Below are 20,573 nucleotides of genomic sequence, written 5' to 3'. Positions count from 1 at the left end.
TCTGTAATCAAGTGAAAATGTTATAAAATAAAAAAAATGAATCTTTGTTGATCGTAACACTTGTCCATTGTGCTCCCTACATTAACTCAGATGTGTAATAATAATTTTTTCAACTTCTGTGCCCCGTAATTCTACGTAAAACGGCTGCGCATCATCATTTAAACAATACTCTAGCCGCAATCTGAGGTTTTTCCATGTGAGCATATCCATCGCTTGTTCTATTGAAAAAAAACCCACTTCCAAGCTTTCGGAACTAGTAGCAGGCTCACCACCGATAGCTTTACCCAGAAATAATGTAGTGCAAATAGATCGATCTACATTTTGAAAGACGCCGCAGAACTTATTAATCTCTATATCAATACCCGATTCTTCTTTGGTTTCCCTGTTCATTGAATACAACGGTAGCTGCGGAAAGAATATGTTTTGGGGTTGTCATATCGGTTACTCCCTCTAATCATTTCTAAGATCTTCTACCTTAGTTAATTCTGAATACAGGTCCTTTGGGTGAGAAAGGTAAGTCATTTCCCTTTGGCAAAATATAAGCATGCTCTCTTTTAATGGTCAGCTTGTCACAATAACCATCTGTAATAATTAGAAGCGGTCCTTTTTTCGGAAAATCCTCAGCTTGTTGAATCAAATCAATAGCTGGTTGTAAGATCGTTCCCCCTCTTCCCTTCACTTGTACTCGATCTGCGATAGCCTCGGGGGGCATGAAACCTGCATCATAAGGACAAGCATCACAAAATATAATCCGTGCAAAAGGAACATCACGAGCCTGCGCATAACTTGAAATGGCCCCTAATGCTTTGGCCAGAAGCTTTTTATCCATTGAGCCTGAGGTATCTAAAATAACTCCAAAAGTACGGCCATCATCTGCAGCGCCGCTATGAACCCACTGTGGTCGAGGGATATCAGGCGTAGAAGATTGACGTCTGCTAATTCGTGAATAAGATCTGGTCTTCTCAAGCGGTGAGAAATAATGATCAAACCAACGAGCAAGCTCTACATCCCATTTAATAGGTGGCTGGCCCAGCGCTCTAATCTCTTCAACTAGTCCTGATGGCAAAAGACCGCGGCTTTGCTCTTCATGATACATAAGTCCTTGTTGCATAGCATTCTTACAAAAATCATCAAGCGTTTGTCCTTCTCTCACATCCCAAAAACTAGATGAACCGTTATCTAAAATATCACCGAGTCCGTTGCCTCTCAAGGTTGCCAGTTTCTTATAAGTGCGGATATCTCCGACCATACGATCATAAATCGTTTCAGCAGATAAACCTTTAAGCTCAGGATCTAATAAGAGTCCAATTCGCGGATACTCCCCTACACTCATTTCTATTAGCCAAAGATTTATTACGTAGTCACAAGCCACATTCCAAAGATAATGATCTCGACCAAGACATCGCTCGTGATGCTGAAGCCCCGCATGCAGAAGCTCATGCGCCATCACGAAAATACACTCCTCATCGTTTAGTCCGGCTGCAGGGTTCATAAATATTTTGCGATCAACAACGTCAATGGCAGCTATGGAAATATCTAATCGCCGACATATCGCTGGATCTTCTATAATCTCAAAGCCGGCGGCAAGCGCACCTAATAAAGGATATCTGTCCATGAACCATCGTTTTGCACGTTGTGGAGCTGTTAATGAAAGTGCAGGGTCACTAATAGTATTAGCGTGTCCTCCAGCAACACTAACTGCATTCGTCACAGCATTGGATAACCCATAAGCAAGATAGGCTTCCCAATCTGGTGCTTTTCCCCAGTATCTTTTGGTGGTATCTCGAACATTCATGTCCAGCTTTGAAACACCCGCAGTGCCAAAATATCTGGAGTTGTCCGGAATTCCTTTTATCATAAATTGCTCGTAAAGCTGTTGTTCATCTTTAATTGTAAGATTAATTCGCGACTCCATATCTGCGGGTACTTTCCCAAACTTCAAGTCATTTAAAAACTTTGCTATGTACACATCACATGCAACGTTCCACGCCACTTGATTCTCTTTAATCTTTAAATGCCCAAGTCCTAAATGAAGAAAACAATGTGCCAAAACGTACATCCATTCAGCAACCTCACCACGCCGTTTAGGATGAGTGTAAATATAACCGTTATTAGTGACAATTGCCCAGCCGTTTTCAGGATAGGGACTATTTTCATTATGGATAATCGAAGCTCGAACAGATAACGGTGCAAAAATAGGATGATCCGCGATTAACGAACATGCTTCATTAAAATTTTTCAAAGCGGGGTTTTCTGGAGTTGTCTTTTTAGCCATATTTACCCCCTATCTTTTATTGCAAGACGTGGTAAATCACGCACAATTTCAACCATTAACCAATCTGGAATATTATCACTTTGCTCCTGCTTAGCAACTACTAGCTGTGCAATTTCAAAGCTAATGACTGACAGGTCTTTAATCAGTTTTTTAACAGTGTGTGCAAATTGGCGATGTCCATCTCGTACGTTATCTTTAATCGGAGGGAGTTCTTTAATAATCTGGGCTCGCAAGGATTGCGCTAGGAAATACAGGAGATCCCGATCTTCTGGAGCCGTTGGGAATGAGGATTTACCATCAATAATTTGATTAAGTTCATATTTTCCAGTTAGATTTTTATAAAAAGCCCTGAAGTGTGTGGCGTGAGAAGGTGTCAGTGAACCATTCGCTAAAATCCCCACGGTATCCACATTTATATCATCCCCAAACTCATGTAGTGCATCACTAAGCATATGCCAAGAGCGTGGCGTGGAGAAAGGCTCTTCAGTCTTTGGAGGTGCACTCCACAGATGATCGGGACGCAATTCCAGATATTCAATAACCATAGGATGAATGCTATTCTCATATGCCCAAGAGATCCAATTCTGAAAAGATACATTTAGCTGTATATGGAACATCCGATTGATAAGCGCGGAGGACATAGGTTTAACAATTGCACTATCTTGTGCACGGTTACCAGCTCCTATTACTATAGAGCCCTCAGGTAGGTGATAATCGCCGATGCGGCGTTCGTGGATAAGACTATAAAAAGCTTTTTGCACCTCTTGAGAACAGGCATTAAGCTCGTCTAAGAACAAGCAATACGGTTCGTCCCGAGCAATCATTTTCGGAGGACAAAATTGGCTCTTGCCGTTAACGATTTGAGGGACCCCAATGATGTCTTCCGGTGCTAGTTGAGAACCCAGAAGAGAAACACATGGAAGACCCACCTGATCAGCAAAAGCTTCTACAAGAGAAGACTTTCCAATACCAGGCGCCCCCCAAATAAAAACAGGGCGGATCACAGAAACGTTTAGAAGTACTTGCATAAGTTGAATAGGTGTTACAGGAGTTGCTAGGTTCAAATAAATGCTCCTTTTTTATATGATATATCCTCATTATCTATTCTAAATATATTAAAAACTACTCAAAAGGATTTATTAAAGCTCTAAACAAGCTTTGTCATTTAGGGCATCCTGAATATTACGGGCAAGCCACTCTCTATCCTGCTCACGCTGTGACTCCGAAAACTCTTGAAATAACAAAAGCACTAATTCCAGTCGGCGCTTCTCAATAAAGAGCGGGAGCTCTTCTAGCCACTTATTGTCGAGTGAGTACTCTCGATTATATCCCTTCATAAAAGACCTCAGCATGGCTGCCGCAAGACTAGAAGTTCTACTCTGCTCTACCTCCGGTTTTCGCCAATCCCCAAAGATGGTCGAATAATAAACGGCAATGGCAATATCATGCACCATATAGTCGTATCCGCAATCATCAAAATCAAACACGGTGATCTGCCCCTCATGCACGAAGAAATTACCCGGATGCAAATCACGGTGACATAGTCCATAGCCTTCTCGATTCCGCGGCAACTGGTTAATCCGATCATTTATTTGAAGCAACTTTTCAAAAAGCTGCTGTTCAACAGTACCAAAGTTAGCAAAGTCAAAATCTAGCTTACCCTGATGTGGTCTTGCCAAAACAGTCTCCGGATTGTATTGCAGAGTTAAAGCATGCATTCTTCCTGTTACCTCACCCCATTGCTCAAAAAGCTCCGTTCCCCAATTGGGATCGGAAGCATTAACATGACCACCTGGTGCTTTCTCCATTACACAGATCATAAATCTTTCCTCATCTTTGAATAGCGTTTGTACCAAGCTGCCATCCAGAAAGGGAATGGGGCGAGCCAGTTGCACGCCATGTTTTGCAAGATGGTCCATAAAGTCAAGTTCAGAGATGACCATCTCCTGCTCCTGATGAGAATGATGTGTTACACGTAAAATATATTCATGATCATCTTTTGGAAAGCTATAGACAACATTTTCAAAACCACCAATATACTTAATCGTTGTCCAATCGACTTGAATCTGTTGTGCAGCTTGTTTAAGCATTTCTTCATCGAATTTCACCTGCCAGCTAGGCATTTCAATCACGCTCCTACCTTCTAAGAAAATATCAATTAGAATGGTATATTTTGTATAGCAGTGCTTTATAAAGATATTTTAACACTTCACTACCAATAAAAGAAGCAATCAAAAAGGTAGGAGTAGCCTAGAACTTTAACAAAGTCCATGACTGTTCCTACCTTGATCATTTTTCATTACTTAAGAGCTTAATTTCTATTGGTTACTTTATTGCTGAAAGCTCATCTTCCGTTACCCATTTATGATTTTTCACTTTATCTCCACCCGTAGTAGGTGTGTAATCAATCATATATACCGTGGTTTGTTCCGCTGCGTTAATTTGAGCTGTTGCACCTTTCATATCTTTCATATGGTCAGCTTCCATTATAACTTCCGAGCCGGATTCATAGGGTTTGTCGGCTGCTTTTTTGATTTCCTCATGAATAATCCACTTGTGATTTGTAACTGGAAATCCGCCTGTTGTAGGTCTATAAGAAACGATATACGCTGTGGTGTCAAAAGCTCCAACTATTGTTGCAGTAGCCCCCTTCATACCTTCCATATGGTCCGCTTGGATGATCGCTTTACTTCCTATTTTAAAAGTAGGATTCTCTGACACCTTCAAATTTTCAGGTACGTCGCTTGAACTGGAATATGAGGTATCTTCCATTATCTTATTGCCATAGCTATTATCATTACCACATGCGCTAAGAGTGAGTGCAGCTGCGATTATGAATAGATATAATTGCTTTTTCATATATAAAACCTCCGAAGTTGATGTGCCTCTGATTATTCATTTACCCATTTCATAAGATCACAAACCTAATGAAGTATTTGCGAAAATGTTAAATGGATTATTAGATTACCAATAAATGAGTGTTGTCTCAGTTATTGAAGGTTATTTATAATGTTTTCTGAAAGGAGGCTACTACAATGAAGACTAAAATATTCACTTTGTAGCTTCTTTTGGGTCTGGTAAGTATGGCTACTATGATCGGTTTTGCTAGTGCTGCTCCGGTATTAACCGTAGGGAGTTCTTCTGGAGATGTGTGGGATCTTCAGTATCGATTAAAAACTCTGAATTTCTATACTCAGCCTTTAGATGGTGTATATGGAGCACAAACGAAAGCTGCCGTTGCTAAATTTCAAAAGGCCTACGGATTAAATGCCGATGGAGTTACTGGTACAAAAACTTGGAATGCTCTAAAAAAATACACGCTTAATATTGAGGAAATGGATATTTTGGCGAAAGTAATCTACAGTGAATCGCGCGGTGAGCCTTATAAAGGACAAGTCGCAGTTGGTGCTGTAGTTATGAATCGCATACAATCTAGTCAATTTCCAAACAATATAAAAAACGTTGTATTTCAAAAAGGCGCATTTACAGCCGTATCTGACGGCCAGTATTGGCTTACTCCAAACCGGACTGCCTATTTAGCTGCTCTTGATGCTGTCCGAGGTTGGGACCCAACAAACAATTCAATCTATTATTTCAATCCAGATACAGCTACTAGTGCATGGATCTGGACTCGTCCTCAGAACTTAAAAATTGGTAAGCATATATTTGCGAGTTAACGCTTCAAATAAATGTAATAGCCGGTCAACCCTACGGTTGACCGGCTATTTTTTAGTATAAACAATTTTCTTAATACTATCTTTAGAAAGACAGTATTCACCTGAGAGCTGGTCGACGGTTGCACCAGCAGCAAACCTCAGGCAGATCTCAATCCATAGTGATCAAACAGGCTGTTTTTATAGAAAGCTTACTATTAAAATTAAGATGGCTCGGGACGGGGTCGAACCGCCGACACTAGGATTTTCAGTCCTATGCTCTACCAACTGAGCTACCGAGCCTTACAAGGATACAAATATTTCTTCTAAACGGAAACAAAAAGACCCCTCGTCCGAAAAGGGACGAGGAGCCGCGGTACCACCCTAAATTAGAACTATTCTGTACAACAAACAGAAATGTTCTCACTTAAATATTTAACGGTTAACACCGGTACACCTCTACTTGCCAACAATGGTTTCAAGGGACTGCTCCAGAGTGAACTTCGATCAACCCTTTTCTCTAGAAACGCTCTCAATCTCCGGCGTTTCCTCCCTGTAAAGAGGTATTGAACTACTTTTCTCCATCAAAGCATTTGTTTTGATATATAATTTTTCTAATTGTAAGCCCTAATCCACTATAAGTCAATAGAAGATATAATTCCCTTATTTCGATTTGATTAGCTTTATCCATTGCAAAAATTAAAAATCATCTTTAATTCATCATCAAAAGACTTCTTACATTCTTCTTGAAAGCTATTACCAGTATATTCTTTTAGTGTCTTTCTCCAAAAATGCTGGGCTCTCCTATTAGTAGCTGTGGGATTGGTTTGTAGCTCCCATTTTCCAATATGAAGATTAAATACCTCCTTAGCCGCACGTTCAGCGATTCCCGTACCTCGGAAGGGCCGCAGGATAAAGAATTCGTTTAAATAAAATTCACAACCTGGTGGTGTATGAGGTGGTGTCGCTACTAATGCAAAGCCAGCAGGAATTCCATCCTCTTTTATTAAATAAGGATATAAAATCCCCAGCTTCTCCCACCATATGTCGAAGACTTTATTCTGTTCATTCAGCGTCTGTGTTTCATTATCCTCGTATACCCCGTATTGATTAGGAAGATTCCCCCATATCTCTGATAGATCGTGTAAGTATAGTGGGTAGAGATTGTTAATCATAAACTTCGTTGTGCTATCAGTTAATGTTACGGTGATATTCATTTCGTTCTCCCCCTTCTATCGAATGCTTGAATATATTTTTGGAGATCACTCAAATAACGTTCTGTATAGTTGTCTTTTGTATAATCCTTAAGAACTTTTCGCCAGAAAGCTATGTATGGCAGATTTATTATTTTCCATTTGAGCTAGTTTCCATTTAGCTTCTTTAAATAGATCAAGTGTTTTTATTGCGGCAGCAGTACCTATTCCAGTTCTTCTGTATTTCTGCAAAATCATAAAGTCATAGATCACATGAGTTGGATCTGGGTCTGTATCTAAGTTTTCAAAAAGAACAACCACAAATCCAGCTACGTTTCCTGAAACCTCAATCAAATATGGATTCCATCGATGATCCCCTTCCCAAAAATAATCAATATTCACCTCGAATTCCCCATGCTGGTTTACGTCTTGATCTGTAAATAAACTGAAATCATAATTGTAAAATTGATATAGATTAGTCAATACCTCTTTATCTTCAAACGTTACTGGAACAAGATTAATTTCCATCATACCTCCACGTTTTTTCTCTAATTTCACTTCTATACTCAGTATAATTACGACCACACACTTGTAATATGCCATGTTCAATTAGAATTAAATTTTATATAACGTCATTATTCTTCTAAAATAAAAAGAGTTCACCTGAGTTTTACACTCAAATGAACTCCAATATAATTACCTGATGATTAAGTTAGATCTACAATAACCTTGATCGTTTCTTTTGCTGCAATTGCTTTATCGAAGGCGGCTTGAATATCCTCTAATTTATAAGTCTGTGTCACCATTGTAGAGATATTCGTTTTCTTGTCGTTTATATGTTCAATTACCTTTACAATATCTTCATGTGTGTATCCACTAGCTCCAACTATGTTAACTTCTTTACTCATCACTTGAGCAAGGCTTATAGGTACTTCATTTTTATAAACGGCAATGATTGCTATTCTTGCTTGTGGCTTTACAATCTGCATCACTTGTTCAAATAATATTGGAGCGCCCGCTGCGTCCACAAAAGCATCTACATTGGGTACATTCACACCGTATACGTTCACTTCGCCGAAGTGTTTGATTAAACCCTCTGCCAATGTTTTAGTCGACGTATTAACTGTTAATGCGCCTAATTCTTTTGCTTTATCCAAACGCCAGTTGTCAATATCCACTACGCAAACATCTTTAATGCCTTCACCAATTAATCCTGCAGCTGCAGATAAGCCAATAGGACCAGCACCAAGAACTACGATTTTGTCTCCATGTTTGGGCAGTACGCTAAAAGCGCCATGGAAGCCTACGCTCATGGGTTCCATTAATACGGCCTCTGTTGCCGAAACGGAATCATCAAATTCATAAAGGTTATAATTAAGTGCTGCATCTTCAATTAAGACATATTGTGAAAAGGCTCCTACCTCCAACGAATAACGACGACCTGCACGTTTTGCAGTAATTGGATTCACACCTACACGCATGCCAACTGTCAAATCGGTTTCCGCATCAGAACCTAATTCGACGATTTCACCAAACATTTCATGTCCAAACTCTGAGCCGAAACGGATACCCATTTCTGAGCCTGCTTTTACTATATTGATATCTGTACCACAAATTCCACCAGCTAAAATCCGAACCAACGCATCTTTTGCTCCTACTTGAGGCATCGGACGCTCTTCTATCCCCACACAATTTTGACCGTGATAAATGCCGACTTTCATCATTCATTAACACTCCTTATTACTATCTATTACTTTCATGGTAGTAGTTATTAAGGAGCTAAGCAATCTACAATAATACTGAAAGCGTTAATAAAGCAACAGTTGATAAATATGTGTTAATTAAAATTTAAATAGTGAAACAATTCACTATATCTTTTTATTTTTTGCAGGTATAAATGGATTTAACTGTATGATTCGTTCTGCTAAATATTTAGGTGTATAAGGCATATCATTGCCTAGCCACATGGAAATTGTACCAATGATAGCCGATGTTCCATACCAAGCTGCAATATCAGATGGAGTATCGACGGTTAAGAAATCCTCTGTTTTTTGAATCGATTGTTGTTCTGTTGTTGTTAATATCAATTCATATAACAGATCCATCAATTTCGGTGTGAAATAAGGAATATTTTTGGTTACAAGCAACACCTTATACATATGAGAATTCTCTGCAATATGCTCAAGCAATAAAATCAGCGAGGTAAGTTCATCCCCTGGTTTATAGGATTCTTCAAATTTATCAATGAGTATTTTCTTTAAATCTGCTAATAAATCATCCAAGATACTATCAATCAAATCATTAATATCTTTGTAATGTAAATAAAATGTGGCTCGATTGATTTCAGCCTTTTGCGTAATAGCGTTGATCGAGATCTTATTCAGTTCTTTCTCTGCTAATAAATCTATAAAAGCATTCCGGATTGCTTTTCTTGTCTTCCTTATCCGTAAATCTAAGTATGTTTTTTCTGCCATAAATCTTCCACCTCGTAGTTAATGAACATACAGTCAATTATATACTACAGTAGTTCCAGATCGTAAGCGTTTGTGTACTTCGGCATATTCGCCTGAATTCTTGCGGATATAGTACAAACTTCACGCATATTATGATTGTATAAAAATGGGAGGTGCGTTTTAAAAATGCCGGATCCTTTTGTTTCGAGATCTCTTGATGAAATTAGATTCTGGTCACGAATTATGAAAGAACATTCTTTTTTTCTTAAATTAGGATTTCGTTGTGAAGACACGCAACTAATTAATGAAGCGAACCATTTCTACGCCACATTCGAAGCCATCGAGAATAGATCCCTCGGATTTACTGTGGATTCTGATCCGGCAGTTATACGGAAGTTTAATGAGGAAGTTCATAGTGCTGCTTCACATATCTGGGCTTTTAAAAGGAAAATATTAGGATTAATTTTACAATGCAAACTTCCAGGAGGTACGAATTTCCCTTTATTAGTGGATCATGTCAGCAGGGAAGCCAATTATTTTCGAAATCGACTGGAAGAATTGAATCTAGGTAGGTTAGATCCTTTGCCTGACGCAATTATCAATGAAAATGTGTTCTTTCTACGTATAATGGCGGATCATGCCAAATTCATTGGACATTTATTGGACCCCTCTGAACGTCAACTCGTTGAACAAGCGAGAAATTTCAGCCATGATTTCGATACATTGTTGTATCAAGCTATTGATCTTAGCTCCATGCGTCCTCAATCCCAAACCAAACCCCTGCTAAGTCAACAACTTGACGAGAATAAAGTCTCGGTTAAATCCCTCCGTGATTTCAAGAAAACCGCTCGAGATCTTATTGAAGAATGTCGTATAAAAAGCATCATTCATCCACTGCTTGCGGATCATGTATTCCGAGAAGCTGAAAGATTCCTCTATATTATTGATGCATTTGAAGCCTCTTTGAATATGAATAAACAAATCGTATAGCTTTACATATTTAATGGATAGGGCGACTACTTGTATCAAAAATACAGGTTGTCGCCCTATCCATCTTTATATTTGAATTCGTTTGTTTCGGTGATCCACCCCAAAGCTTTTAAAAAATAGTTGGTATTTGCGAAGAAACAATTTATAGTAAAACTCAGGAGGAATCAGGAATTTTATGGAATACAAGATTACTTCGAGTGACTACAAAATCAAACGTTAAGGATGATTGCTAATGAAAAGGTTTAATCAATGTTTTATACTTTGTACTATGGTTTTTGCTTTATTAATGCCATCCACTGTGTTTGCTGCTGATAAGAAATTACTCAATGAGGCAAGTATTACTTTGTCTAGCGATGTTATTCCTGTGGGTGGAACTACAAAAATAAAAGTTCGCTTACTAGCTGAAATGACCAGTCTTACATATGCAAAATTGACACCGGAAGTTTCTGATGAATCCATACTTACCGTTGAATTGGATGGATATTCAGATTATATTGTTACAGGCGTTCAAGAAGGTTCTGCAGAAGTAGTCTTCAACATTCCTGGTTGGACTGAAGAAAGATATCCAATTACCGTTCTATCCAAGGCTGCTTACGAAGAAAAGATGAAAACACCTCAAGAAGTGTTAGATTTCACAACCTATTCTAATCAGATAGCAGCTATTATTCAATATGACGAAATTGCCAATGAGGCATATATTAAGAACAGAATAGACACGGGTACCAATAGAAAGCAACGCTACACTGCGTTTAATAATGTGATCCTTCCTAATTACACTAAACTGGTAGTAGAAGCAAAAAAAATTAAAGCACCCAATCCAGAATTGCAGGCTTTGCATCAAATCTATTTAAAAGCTATAAAAACACAACTGGAAGCAATGACAATGATGAAAGAGGCCTTATACAAAACAAAAATTTCTAGCAACGATTTTAAAGCAGCAAATAAAAAGATGGATGAAGGCGTGAAATATGAAGGACAGTTTGTAGATGGGATCGATAAATATCGGAAAAAGTACGGTATTTAAGATTGAATGATAATTAAATCCCAAAAAGCCACGTCAGAGCTTCCTCTAACGTGGCTTTTTGGGATTATAGCTATTTTTTTGTGTAAACAATCTTCTTAATACTGTCCCTTGATAGGCAGTATTCATCCGAAAGCTGGTCAACCGTTGCTCCAACGGCAAACCTTAAACAAATCTCAATATTTCTAGATCTTAAGTATTTTCTGCTCCCTGACTTCTCGCCCCATTTTACATGTGCTTCTTCAGGCTTAGGAATATACACCAAACCACCGTTAATATATTTCTGAATTTCCTCTAATAATTCTTTTGGAAAAATCGTATCTGCATTTACATATTTCATAGTCGCTCTGCTCCTTAAACTTTTTTTGAGTTTGAAGGTAGCAAAGTCTATTCTAAAAACAACCCTGCACAGTGCACTGGCGGTAAATCAATTTTCATTCGCTCTATACAAACAACCGCCGTTGTTTATAGTCTAGACTTTGCATAGAGCTTATCGCTAATTTTCTCACTATTGTCCGCCCTCCTTTGTTTAATGTGTAATTACTTGTTCCAAAATGCGTTCCGCTGTCTTCTCTCCATTTGCAATACAATCAGGAATACCCACGCCATAATAAGAACATCCAGCAAGGATTACATTCGGATAATGATCTGCAATCTTCTTCTCTAAGGATACTACAATCTCGTGATGGCGTTTGTGGTAATTTGGCATAACATCATGCCATTTGGTCACATCGTGGGTAACTGGCTGTCCAGTAATTCCAAGACTGGTCTGTATATCATTCAACGCCACCTTTAATAATTCCTCTTCTGAAAGCTTAATCAAGGACTCATAATGCGGTCCTGAGCTTTTATAAAAGAGTCTGACAAGCAGACGTTGTTGACCAGACGTGTGCTCCCACTTACGACTTGTCCACGTACAAGCATTACAAAGAACATCGTCACTGTTGGCTGTTATGAACCCTGTACCGTTCGCTGGCAGTTGACTGTCAGGGATATCAAATCCTATATACACACTAATCATTGAGCTGTTAAACAACTGTTTGAAATCTTCATTCAGCGCTTCGTCTTGAAGTAATGCTTGTGCAGTAGAATGCATCGTTCCTAGTACGGCAAAATCGCTCTCCAAGATTCGTCCATCTGCTAGTGTTACCCGGTACCGTTCTCCATCCTTTGCAATGCGCTCTGCCCGAATCCCTTTGATGATCTCAACATCGGACAGCTGTTCTTCCATGGCATCAATCAGAGCAGATACGCCACCCTTAAAAGACATAAACTTCTTATCGCCGTTCCCCTGGAATTTAGCCTTATTCGCGGACAATCCCTGAATAATACTTCCATATTCATTTTTATAATCAATCAAATAAGGAAGGGTCGAGGCAATGGTAAGTTCGCTCAATTTCCCGGAATATACACCTGATAGGACAGGTGATATTTGCTTCTCGACAAGTTCTTTTCCAAAGAAAGCTTCCAGAAAGTCACCTACAGAATCGTTTTTCGTAAAACGATCATTCGGAGTATAGAAATCTTTAAGTGCTTCAACTTTACCTTCAGCAGAGATCAAATCTGTAGTAGCAAGCGATTCAATACTGAGAGGGATGCCAAAGACTGCATCTTTAGGAATTTGCTTCAGCTTACCTTCTGTGTAGATGTATGATATTCCTGTCGCGTTATATACAACCTCATCCTGAATGCCTAATTCTTCAATCAATGGTGCTACATTTGTCTTACGAGTGACAATTGAATCAGCACCAGACTCCATGATGAAGTCATCATGCTGAAGTGTTCTAATTTTGCCGCCCAGTCTATCACTGGCTTCAACCAAAATGATTTTTACATCCAACTTATTATGCTGTATAGATTTCTGTAGATAGTAAGCGGTAGACAATCCAGTAATTCCCCCGCCAATCACGACGACCGTTCTCAAGCGTTGACACCTGCCTCTAAAGTTATAATCTGTTAAATTCAATTGAATACATTATATCATAGGGATTTATATGTAATAACATACCGTTCGTGTCATATATGACACAAAACACCCCCAAAAAATATAAACCTTCAGAAAAGTCAAAAAAGCCGCGATTATCGCGGCTAATCTTTATATATTCTCCTGTTTTAAAGCATCAATAATATTTTCCTTCTTCACTTTTGAACTGGAGTAAAGCATAGCTGAGCTAACGATGATAAAGACTGCGACTATGACATACAAGATACTCATCCACGGAAGTGCGAATCCATAGGAGAAACTACTCATCATGGATCTATAGATCAAGTACATCACGACTATGCTAATCGGAAGCCCGTAAAATAGTGATTTTATCCCATAGAAGATACTTTCATAATTAATCATTTTATTAAAACCGTTTGGCGTCATCCCTACAGACTTCAACATCGCAAACTCTCTTTTACGAAGTGATATGCTAGTTGAAATCGTATTGAAAATATTCGCAATCGATATTAATGTAATCAAAGCAATAAAACCATAGGTAAAAATAGACATTAACATGATCATCTGCTCACTATTTTGTCTATTTTGAAACACATTTTGAACATAGACATTCCGCTCTTTCATTTCCTCAATGGCTTGTTGTGTCGCTAATGGATCAGAGCTGTTCAAGTTTAGTCGGCTTTGTATATCGTTACTCATCGTATCATTTGTTAATTGATCGAAGACTTGTTCAGAGACAATGATGTTTAATCCACCAACTAGTGCTGAATGAACACCCATAGGGCGTTTATCAGTTAATGCGACGATTTCTACTGGTGGTAATTTCGTCTCTTTCTCTGTGTTCCAATCCGTATAAATTAAATCAAGCTTCTGGCCGATTTCCGAATGAAGAGCTTTGGTCTCAATAATCTTTTTGGCGTTCTCATCCTCAAAGGTGACCGTATCATTCACAATAGCAGACATCTGATTGAGATCTGTTAATTGTTCATAACTTACACCGACCGATTCTGCATAGGTTCTCAAGCTCTGTTCATTTAGTGCATGGATCTGAATGTAGTAAGGATATTTCCCGTTCTTTAAAATACTGCTATCCTTCTCCACGATCTCTTGCAATTCTTTTGCCATATCTTTTTCATCAATCCATGAACTCAAACTTAGTTCCCTGACCACATTATATTCCGTTATATTAGGTAAGGCAGTTATCGATTTCGTCAGCCGATCTACTTTTTGAGCGTCCTCAGTCCCCATATAGACTTGGATATCATAGTTCAAACCATCCTGTGAGAGTTCTACCGACTTTCTCATATTAGAAGTGAACGAAGTTACGGATAAAAATAAAACGATACTAATGACAAGTGAGAATACGGTTGCTTGGTACCTGCGTTTATTTCGCTTTAAATTCTTCAAACCAATCTCTGCTTCAATTCCAAACAACTTGCGAACGAACTTGGATGTTTTCACCTCTTTACCAGAGAGCTTAACATCGGTTGATTGTCTGATCGCATCAATTGCCGAGATCTTTGAAGCTTTTCGGGCTGGAAGATAGGTGGATATAAAAATCGTCATAATTGAAACTACACAAGCGGTTAGAAGAGATAGAGGTGTAACAACCAACGTTAATTTTTCTGTTATCCCTAATACATCTTGAATCATCGAATTGATAAACATAAAAGTGATCCCGATTCCTGTAATTCCGCAAAGGATCCCAATAGGTATACTAATTAAACCGATGATCATCCCTTCAAAAAACACTGAATTCTGCTTCTGCCTCTTTGTAGCACCTACGCTGGAGAGCATTCCTAAATGGCGTGCACGTTCCGAGACAGAAATTGCGAAAGCATTATAGATTAAAGAAACGGAACCAATGATTATCACAGTCATAACGATGACTGACAATGAAAGAAGTGTGTTACGTAAGCCATCGTTATTCGTCACACCATAATAGCGGAGCAAACTATTATTATAAGAGATCGACTCGATATTGTTTTCTTGTGCCAATTCCTCTGCATGCTTGTATATGGAGCTATCCACCTTATTTAATACAACCGTCGCTGTAGTTTTTTCAGCTGCTCCAATCAAGCTTTCATCCACATAACTTAGAGCAGTATAACCCGGGGACCATGTTGGTTCCCAAGTAGGGCGCTTTATCACTCCCACAATCGTGTAGTTCATTGGTTTTTTATGAATGATCTCTTCATTCAGGGTATCCTCTTCAGTCCGTAATCGTTCGTTCTGAGATAAGGGCTGCCCACTATTTTTATCATCCCTAGTGACTCGCTCTCCGACATCGAGAGTTAAAGTTTCACCAATCTTGTATGTTACTTTAGCGTTTTTTGCAATTTCCTCAGAAATGACTACTTCATAGTTAGTCTTCGGGAGTCTTCCATCCAGAAGTTCAATCGGAAATTGTTTAAAACCAGCTAAATTATATTCCTTAATATACCAGTAGGGCTTGTTCTCATTCTGTCCCCCCTCTAAAGGGGCATAGCCACGATCATTTGAGATGACAAGTGTTTTCGTTGCATCATCCGCTTCTATCGCTTTAAGCTGAGCTTTAGTAACATTTCTATATTGGACATGCCATTCTCCATTTGTTGAGATACTCTGCTGCCTCATTAATTCCATAAATGAAAAACCAAGCGTTGCCACAGCCGTCACCATAGCCACAGAAATGATGACTCCAATGATAGTAACCAATGTTCTTCGTTTATTTTGCTTCAAATGTCTAAGCGTTAATTTATTTACGATATTCACGGACGAATCACCTCATCTTTGGCGATCCTTCCATCTTCAATGGTAATCACTCTATCCGCTTGTAATGCAATCCGTTCATCATGAGTAATGACAATCAGTGTTTGATTATAGGTTTTATTAAACATTTTTAATAAATCTATAATTTCACCACTGTTCTTACTATCCAGATTACCGGTTGGCTCATCTGCCAGCATGATTGCAGGATTACTAATTAACGCTCTACCAATAGAGACCCGCTGTTGTTGTCCGCCTGACAGCTGATTTGGGAGATGGTTTAAGCGATTCTCCAAATTTAACGCCTTTACAGTATCCGCAAATTGTTTCTTATCTACCTTGTGCTGATCAAGGAGTAAAGGAAGTGTGATGTTCTCTTCGACCGTTAAGACCGGTATAAGATTATAGAATTGATAAATCAGCCCAATTTGTCTGCGTCTAAAGATCGCCAGCTGTGTTTCATTCAATTCATAAATATCCGTGTTATCTACGAATACTTTGCCGCTTGTCGGTCTATCCACTCCGCCTAATAAGTGCAGAATGGTCGATTTCCCGGAGCCAGATGGCCCGATAATCGCTACGAATTCACCTTTTTTAATTGAAAAAGATACATCATCCAGTGCCTTTACCGCTGTTTCGCCTTTTCCATATGTTTTAGACAGATGTTCAATCTTTAAAATGTCCATTGTTAGACCTCCATTTGTTGATGAGATCAGTATATCTGTCTACAATGACTATCCAGTGACTCTAAAGTGACATTCTAGTCACTATGTTACAAGTGCTAAATGACTTGCTTATAAAATTTAATCTGAAATTGTGTACCTTTTCCCACTTCACTCTTCACATCGATCGTTCCGTTTTGTCCTGTGATAATGCTTTGTGCCAAGGCAAGTCCAATCCCTACACTATCTTCGCTTGCATTCTTACCTTTATAGAATCGTTTAAAGATATAGGGGATCTCTGCCTTTGGGATTCCTTTGCCGTTATCTGTAATGATAATTTCCGTAAACAGTGCATTTTCTTCAAAAGAAATCGAAATTTCTCCCCCAGCAGGTGTGTGCTCTACACAGTTTTTCAGAATATTAATGATCGCCTCAGTTGTCCAATTGAGATCGCCCATAAATGTGGTGCTATCATCTCCATCAATCAAGACCCGTTGTTCTTTAATATCCATTGGAATTAACATGGGCTCCAAAGATTTTTGAACTAGCTTGTTCACCAGAACAAGCTCTTTTTTAAAATGAATGGTTCCTGCATCGATCTTGGAGAATTTTAATAAAGAGGAGACCAGCCAGCCAATTCGTTCGAGTTGGATCGTAATTTTCCGGGTAAACTCCATTCTCTTCTCAGTGTGCAGCTCAGGATCACTTAATAAATCTGCCATCACAGTCATGGAAGTAAGCGGGGTTTTGAGCTGATGAGAGATATCCGAAATCGCATTAGTAAGCTTCATTTTATCTTCTTGTAATTGCGCACTCTGCTCGGATAACATCAGCGTCACTTTATAAATGTCATTCTTCAGGATACTAAGCTCACCTTCCTGATTATCACGAACATCGAGCGAATAATTCCCACTACTGATTTGACGTAGATACCCTGAGAGCTTTTCAATTTCACCATATCTCCAGCGGGTAAACAATACACTGCAAGCTATAAGCAAAGCTGAAGTCCCAGCTGTGAGCCCTACCGCCTCTAACGATATAAATGTCGCCACCGCTGTAGCCACAAGACTGATCAAGCACATCGTAAACAATAACCATCTAAATTCTCTATTACGAAGCATCCTAATCACCAACCTTGTAACCCAACCCTCGAACTGTTTTGATCAGTGTTGGTTCTTGGGGGTTATCTTCTAACTTTTCCCTAAGTCTTTTTATGTAAACCGATAATGTATTGTCGTTCACGAATTCACCTGCCACATCCCAAATCCGTTCTAACAATTGATTTCTTGAGAGAACCTGACCAACATGGTTAGCAAAGATCAGTAATAATCGATATTCTAATGCGGTCAATAGCACTTCATCGCCGTTCTTATAAACCTTTCCTTCAAGCGTGTTAATCCGTATATTCTCTAATTCGATATTGGATTGGGTCTGAGCCTGCTTGTTATATCTCCTTAAGACGGATTTAATCCGCGATAGCAGCTCCCGAATCCGAAAAGGCTTGGTTATGTAATCATCTGCCCCCATATCGAGTCCCATCACCACGTTGACCTCATCATCAATCGCCGTTAAAAAAATTACCGGTATATCACTTTGCGCTTTCACGATCTTGCACAGTTCATAACCGCTGCCATCCGGCAGTGAGAGATCAAAGATGCATAAGGTGAGCTCTGATAACTGCTCAGATAACACCGCTTTGGCTGAGGTGAAGTCATAACATAGAAGGGTTTCAAAATGATCCTGCTGTAATGAATATTCAAGTCCTGATGCTATCGTTCTATCGTCCTCGACAAGAAAAATTTTCATGGATGATCATCCTAACCTTATAATATATTCAATCGTTCCATTCGTTCCGATGATCATTCTCTCATAATTATAGAGTTATACCAAATTACAATTCATATTAAAGTATTTACAACTCCACGGTAAATATAATAAAAACGTCTACTCCATGGAATAGACGTCTCTAAAAGGATTAAATTGCAAAAGCACCACACTTATATTGATGTATCTGCTGAAACCCTAGCCGTAGTGCCGATTTTTTCGAAGCTTCATTATCTAGTGAACAATCCCAGTAAGGAATAAAGCCATTGGCAAGCACATCTTCAACTACTAGCGTTGCTAAATGTGTCCCCACTCCTTGTTTCTGATATTTAGGAAGGGTTTCAATTCCGATTGCGTGTGTATCCCGTGTAACAAAACTAGAATAACACACACCCATAACCTCAGATCCCTCAACAGCAGCATATCCGTAGCCTTTTTCGGCAAAGTCTTCTTTCGATGACCAGAATAAATCAATATTTTCATGTACAAATTCTATATTCTTTAGATCTGAGTTCTCCCAATCCAGCATTTTAAGATTTATAGTTCTAGTCCCATTAGTCTGCGTCGTAGTCGGCTTGTGAAGTAACTTGAACACCATCTGTTCAAACGGATATAGCTTCCTAGAAGGAAACATCAATTCCAGATTCCATTCATCATGTTGACCAGAAACTTCGAAATGTTCCATCCCGAGTTCCTTCATTCTAGGTACAATATGATCTGTTACATAACTGTCCAGTGCATGGATAAAGGCTTGATTGGTGTGATCGCCGATAAGATAAAATCCTTCAATCCCCTGACTCCATACTAACGCACTCTTTGGTGCTGTAAGTTGATCGACAAAGATCCAACCAGGATTATTGCCTTCAATCACAGAGAGAATTTCGGGATGGATATGCTCTCCTTGAAGTAGTGGCTTCACTTTATAATAATCCTCATGAGGTATTTCATGCATACAAACACTCCCCTTATTATCATTGCAAAATGCTGTATTCTTAAGTATAAAGTAATCGTCCTTCATCGGTTGGTAAAGTTTATTCATAACTGAAGATTACTGTCCATGCATAACTGTTTTCCTAACCTTAATTAATAAAAATGAAGGTCTCCTTCTTTCATTTATTAATTTGGGCATCTTCTCAAGACCCTCAAGGTTGGATTCAGGTTCAACAATTTCTTCAACAGTCAGTCCATTTTGGATCAAAGTATTAAGTAATGTTGAAAGTTTTCTATGGTATTTTATGACACCATCGATTCCCCAAAACTGATTTCTGAGACCTTCTTCTCCATAATTATCAATGGGCCAATGTAGGATATTTTGATCGGAATCTTTAACCCACCCACTTTGAATCTTATTTGATAAAACAACAGGATGTTCTGTTGAAAATACTAGGTAGCCATTTGGTTTAATCCACTTTGAAATCCTACTAATGAGTGTTTTATAATCCTCGACATAATGAAAAGCTAACGAACTTACTACCAAATCAAATTCATTTCGATTGAATTCTATTTCTTCCATAGAGCCCTGTATATAACGGATCTCAGGTCGTTTCCTTGCCATAGCTAACATCTTCTCTGATATATCTACACCTGTCACCTGTGAAGCGTGGTTATCAATTATATAGTTCGCCTGTTCTCCAAAACCGCAGCCAAGGTCGAGAACATTTAAATCCTGTAGGTCTGGAAGTAACCCTCTTATTGCAGGTTGTTCAATAAAGTCATTGTATGTAATTCTTGACTCCCTTAAGTTCTTATACATTTGAAAAAACTCAGGGTTGTCATAAATGTTCTGTTGCATCATACACCTCCAAGATA

20 protein-coding genes, 1 tRNA gene and 1 other annotated feature are annotated in these 20,573 nt (G+C 38.8%); of the genes, 3 read left to right on the top strand and 18 right to left on the bottom strand.

Annotation, left to right across the window (positions count from 1 at the left end):
- Positions 1-81 precede the first annotated feature (81 nt).
- The 5 genes from PAENI_RS05130 to PAENI_RS05110 all read right to left on the bottom strand — a co-directional run bounded on the left by PAENI_RS05130 (position 82) and on the right by PAENI_RS05110 (position 5,134).
- A complete protein-coding gene (locus PAENI_RS05130) occupies positions 82-390 on the bottom strand; it encodes an NUDIX hydrolase (RefSeq protein ID WP_410477451.1) in 309 nt (102 codons plus the stop codon).
- A gap of 85 nt (positions 391-475) precedes the next feature.
- Positions 476-2,275: a vWA domain-containing protein gene (locus tag PAENI_RS05125; RefSeq protein ID WP_149644465.1), complete on the bottom strand. Its 1,800-nt coding sequence runs from the start codon at positions 2,273-2,275 to the stop codon at positions 476-478.
- A gap of 2 nt (positions 2,276-2,277) precedes the next feature.
- A complete protein-coding gene (locus tag PAENI_RS05120; protein ID WP_149644464.1) occupies positions 2,278-3,339 on the bottom strand; it encodes an AAA family ATPase in 1,062 nt (353 codons plus the stop codon).
- A 75-nt stretch (positions 3,340-3,414) separates the two neighbouring features.
- Complete coding sequence (locus PAENI_RS05115; protein WP_149644463.1) at positions 3,415-4,398, bottom strand: phosphotransferase enzyme family protein; 984 nt, start codon at positions 4,396-4,398, stop codon at positions 3,415-3,417.
- A gap of 202 nt (positions 4,399-4,600) precedes the next feature.
- Positions 4,601-5,134, bottom strand: a complete 534-nt coding sequence (locus tag PAENI_RS05110; protein WP_149644462.1) for a YdhK family protein — start codon at positions 5,132-5,134, stop codon at positions 4,601-4,603.
- Between the two features lie 224 nt (positions 5,135-5,358).
- On the opposite strand from PAENI_RS05110, the gene sleB reads away from it, so the two are divergent.
- Positions 5,359-5,952, top strand: coding sequence for a spore cortex-lytic enzyme (gene sleB / locus PAENI_RS05105; RefSeq protein ID WP_149644461.1), 594 nt, complete (start codon positions 5,359-5,361; stop codon positions 5,950-5,952).
- A gap of 206 nt (positions 5,953-6,158) precedes the next feature.
- Here the strand turns inward: sleB and PAENI_RS05100 are convergent.
- The 5 genes from PAENI_RS05100 to PAENI_RS05080 all read right to left on the bottom strand — a co-directional run bounded on the left by PAENI_RS05100 (position 6,159) and on the right by PAENI_RS05080 (position 9,595).
- Positions 6,159-6,231 (bottom strand) — tRNA-Phe (locus tag PAENI_RS05100).
- Positions 6,232-6,284: 53 nt separating this feature from the next.
- Positions 6,285-6,525: a binding site (T-box leader), on the bottom strand.
- Between the two features lie 86 nt (positions 6,526-6,611).
- Positions 6,612-7,145 (bottom strand): GNAT family N-acetyltransferase, encoded by a 534-nt coding sequence (locus PAENI_RS05095; protein ID WP_149644460.1) that lies wholly within the window; start codon positions 7,143-7,145, stop codon positions 6,612-6,614.
- Positions 7,146-7,232: 87 nt separating this feature from the next.
- Complete coding sequence (locus PAENI_RS05090) at positions 7,233-7,679, bottom strand: GNAT family N-acetyltransferase (protein WP_262495504.1); 447 nt, start codon at positions 7,677-7,679, stop codon at positions 7,233-7,235.
- Between the two features lie 149 nt (positions 7,680-7,828).
- Positions 7,829-8,845: a zinc-dependent alcohol dehydrogenase gene (locus PAENI_RS05085; RefSeq protein ID WP_262495503.1), complete on the bottom strand. Its 1,017-nt coding sequence runs from the start codon at positions 8,843-8,845 to the stop codon at positions 7,829-7,831.
- A 144-nt stretch (positions 8,846-8,989) separates the two neighbouring features.
- Entirely contained in the window at positions 8,990-9,595 is a 606-nt protein-coding gene (locus PAENI_RS05080) for a TetR/AcrR family transcriptional regulator (protein WP_149644459.1), read from the bottom strand.
- Positions 9,596-9,760: 165 nt separating this feature from the next.
- Here PAENI_RS05080 and PAENI_RS05075 point away from each other — a divergent pair, with 165 nt between their 5' ends.
- Positions 9,761-10,564 (top strand): DUF2935 domain-containing protein, encoded by an 804-nt coding sequence (locus PAENI_RS05075; protein WP_149644458.1) that lies wholly within the window; start codon positions 9,761-9,763, stop codon positions 10,562-10,564.
- Between the two features lie 232 nt (positions 10,565-10,796).
- Complete coding sequence (locus PAENI_RS05070) at positions 10,797-11,588, top strand: hypothetical protein (RefSeq protein WP_149644457.1); 792 nt, start codon at positions 10,797-10,799, stop codon at positions 11,586-11,588.
- A 70-nt stretch (positions 11,589-11,658) separates the two neighbouring features.
- Here the strand turns inward: PAENI_RS05070 and PAENI_RS05065 are convergent, their stop codons facing one another.
- The 8 genes from PAENI_RS05065 to PAENI_RS05030 form a co-directional block, all read right to left on the bottom strand.
- Positions 11,659-11,925 carry a CD3324 family protein gene (locus PAENI_RS05065; protein ID WP_042127555.1) on the bottom strand — a complete coding sequence of 89 codons (267 nt, stop codon included), beginning with the start codon at positions 11,923-11,925 and terminating at the stop codon, positions 11,659-11,661.
- A gap of 189 nt (positions 11,926-12,114) precedes the next feature.
- A complete protein-coding gene (locus PAENI_RS05060) occupies positions 12,115-13,509 on the bottom strand; it encodes a protoporphyrinogen oxidase (RefSeq protein WP_149644456.1) in 1,395 nt (464 codons plus the stop codon).
- Between the two features lie 171 nt (positions 13,510-13,680).
- Positions 13,681-16,284, bottom strand: coding sequence for an ABC transporter permease (locus tag PAENI_RS05055; protein WP_149644455.1), 2,604 nt, complete (start codon positions 16,282-16,284; stop codon positions 13,681-13,683).
- Positions 16,281-16,964, bottom strand: a complete 684-nt coding sequence (locus PAENI_RS05050; RefSeq protein ID WP_042127549.1) for an ABC transporter ATP-binding protein — start codon at positions 16,962-16,964, stop codon at positions 16,281-16,283. The genes PAENI_RS05055 and PAENI_RS05050 overlap by 4 nt, the downstream gene beginning before the upstream one ends.
- Before the next feature lie 95 nt (positions 16,965-17,059).
- Complete coding sequence (locus PAENI_RS05045; RefSeq protein WP_149644454.1) at positions 17,060-18,061, bottom strand: sensor histidine kinase; 1,002 nt, start codon at positions 18,059-18,061, stop codon at positions 17,060-17,062.
- A gap of 1 nt (position 18,062) precedes the next feature.
- Positions 18,063-18,746 (bottom strand): response regulator transcription factor, encoded by a 684-nt coding sequence (locus PAENI_RS05040; RefSeq protein ID WP_149644453.1) that lies wholly within the window; start codon positions 18,744-18,746, stop codon positions 18,063-18,065.
- A gap of 169 nt (positions 18,747-18,915) precedes the next feature.
- Positions 18,916-19,716, bottom strand: coding sequence for a GNAT family N-acetyltransferase (locus PAENI_RS05035; protein WP_188114477.1), 801 nt, complete (start codon positions 19,714-19,716; stop codon positions 18,916-18,918).
- Between the two features lie 96 nt (positions 19,717-19,812).
- Positions 19,813-20,556, bottom strand: coding sequence for a class I SAM-dependent methyltransferase (locus PAENI_RS05030; protein WP_149644597.1), 744 nt, complete (start codon positions 20,554-20,556; stop codon positions 19,813-19,815).
- Positions 20,557-20,573: the final 17 nt, after the last annotated feature.

Source organism: Paenibacillus sp. B2(2019) (assembly GCF_008370385.1).
Taxonomy (GTDB): Bacteria; Bacillota; Bacilli; order Paenibacillales; family Paenibacillaceae; genus Paenibacillus_AQ.
This window is presented reverse-complemented; position numbering and strand designations above follow the sequence as displayed.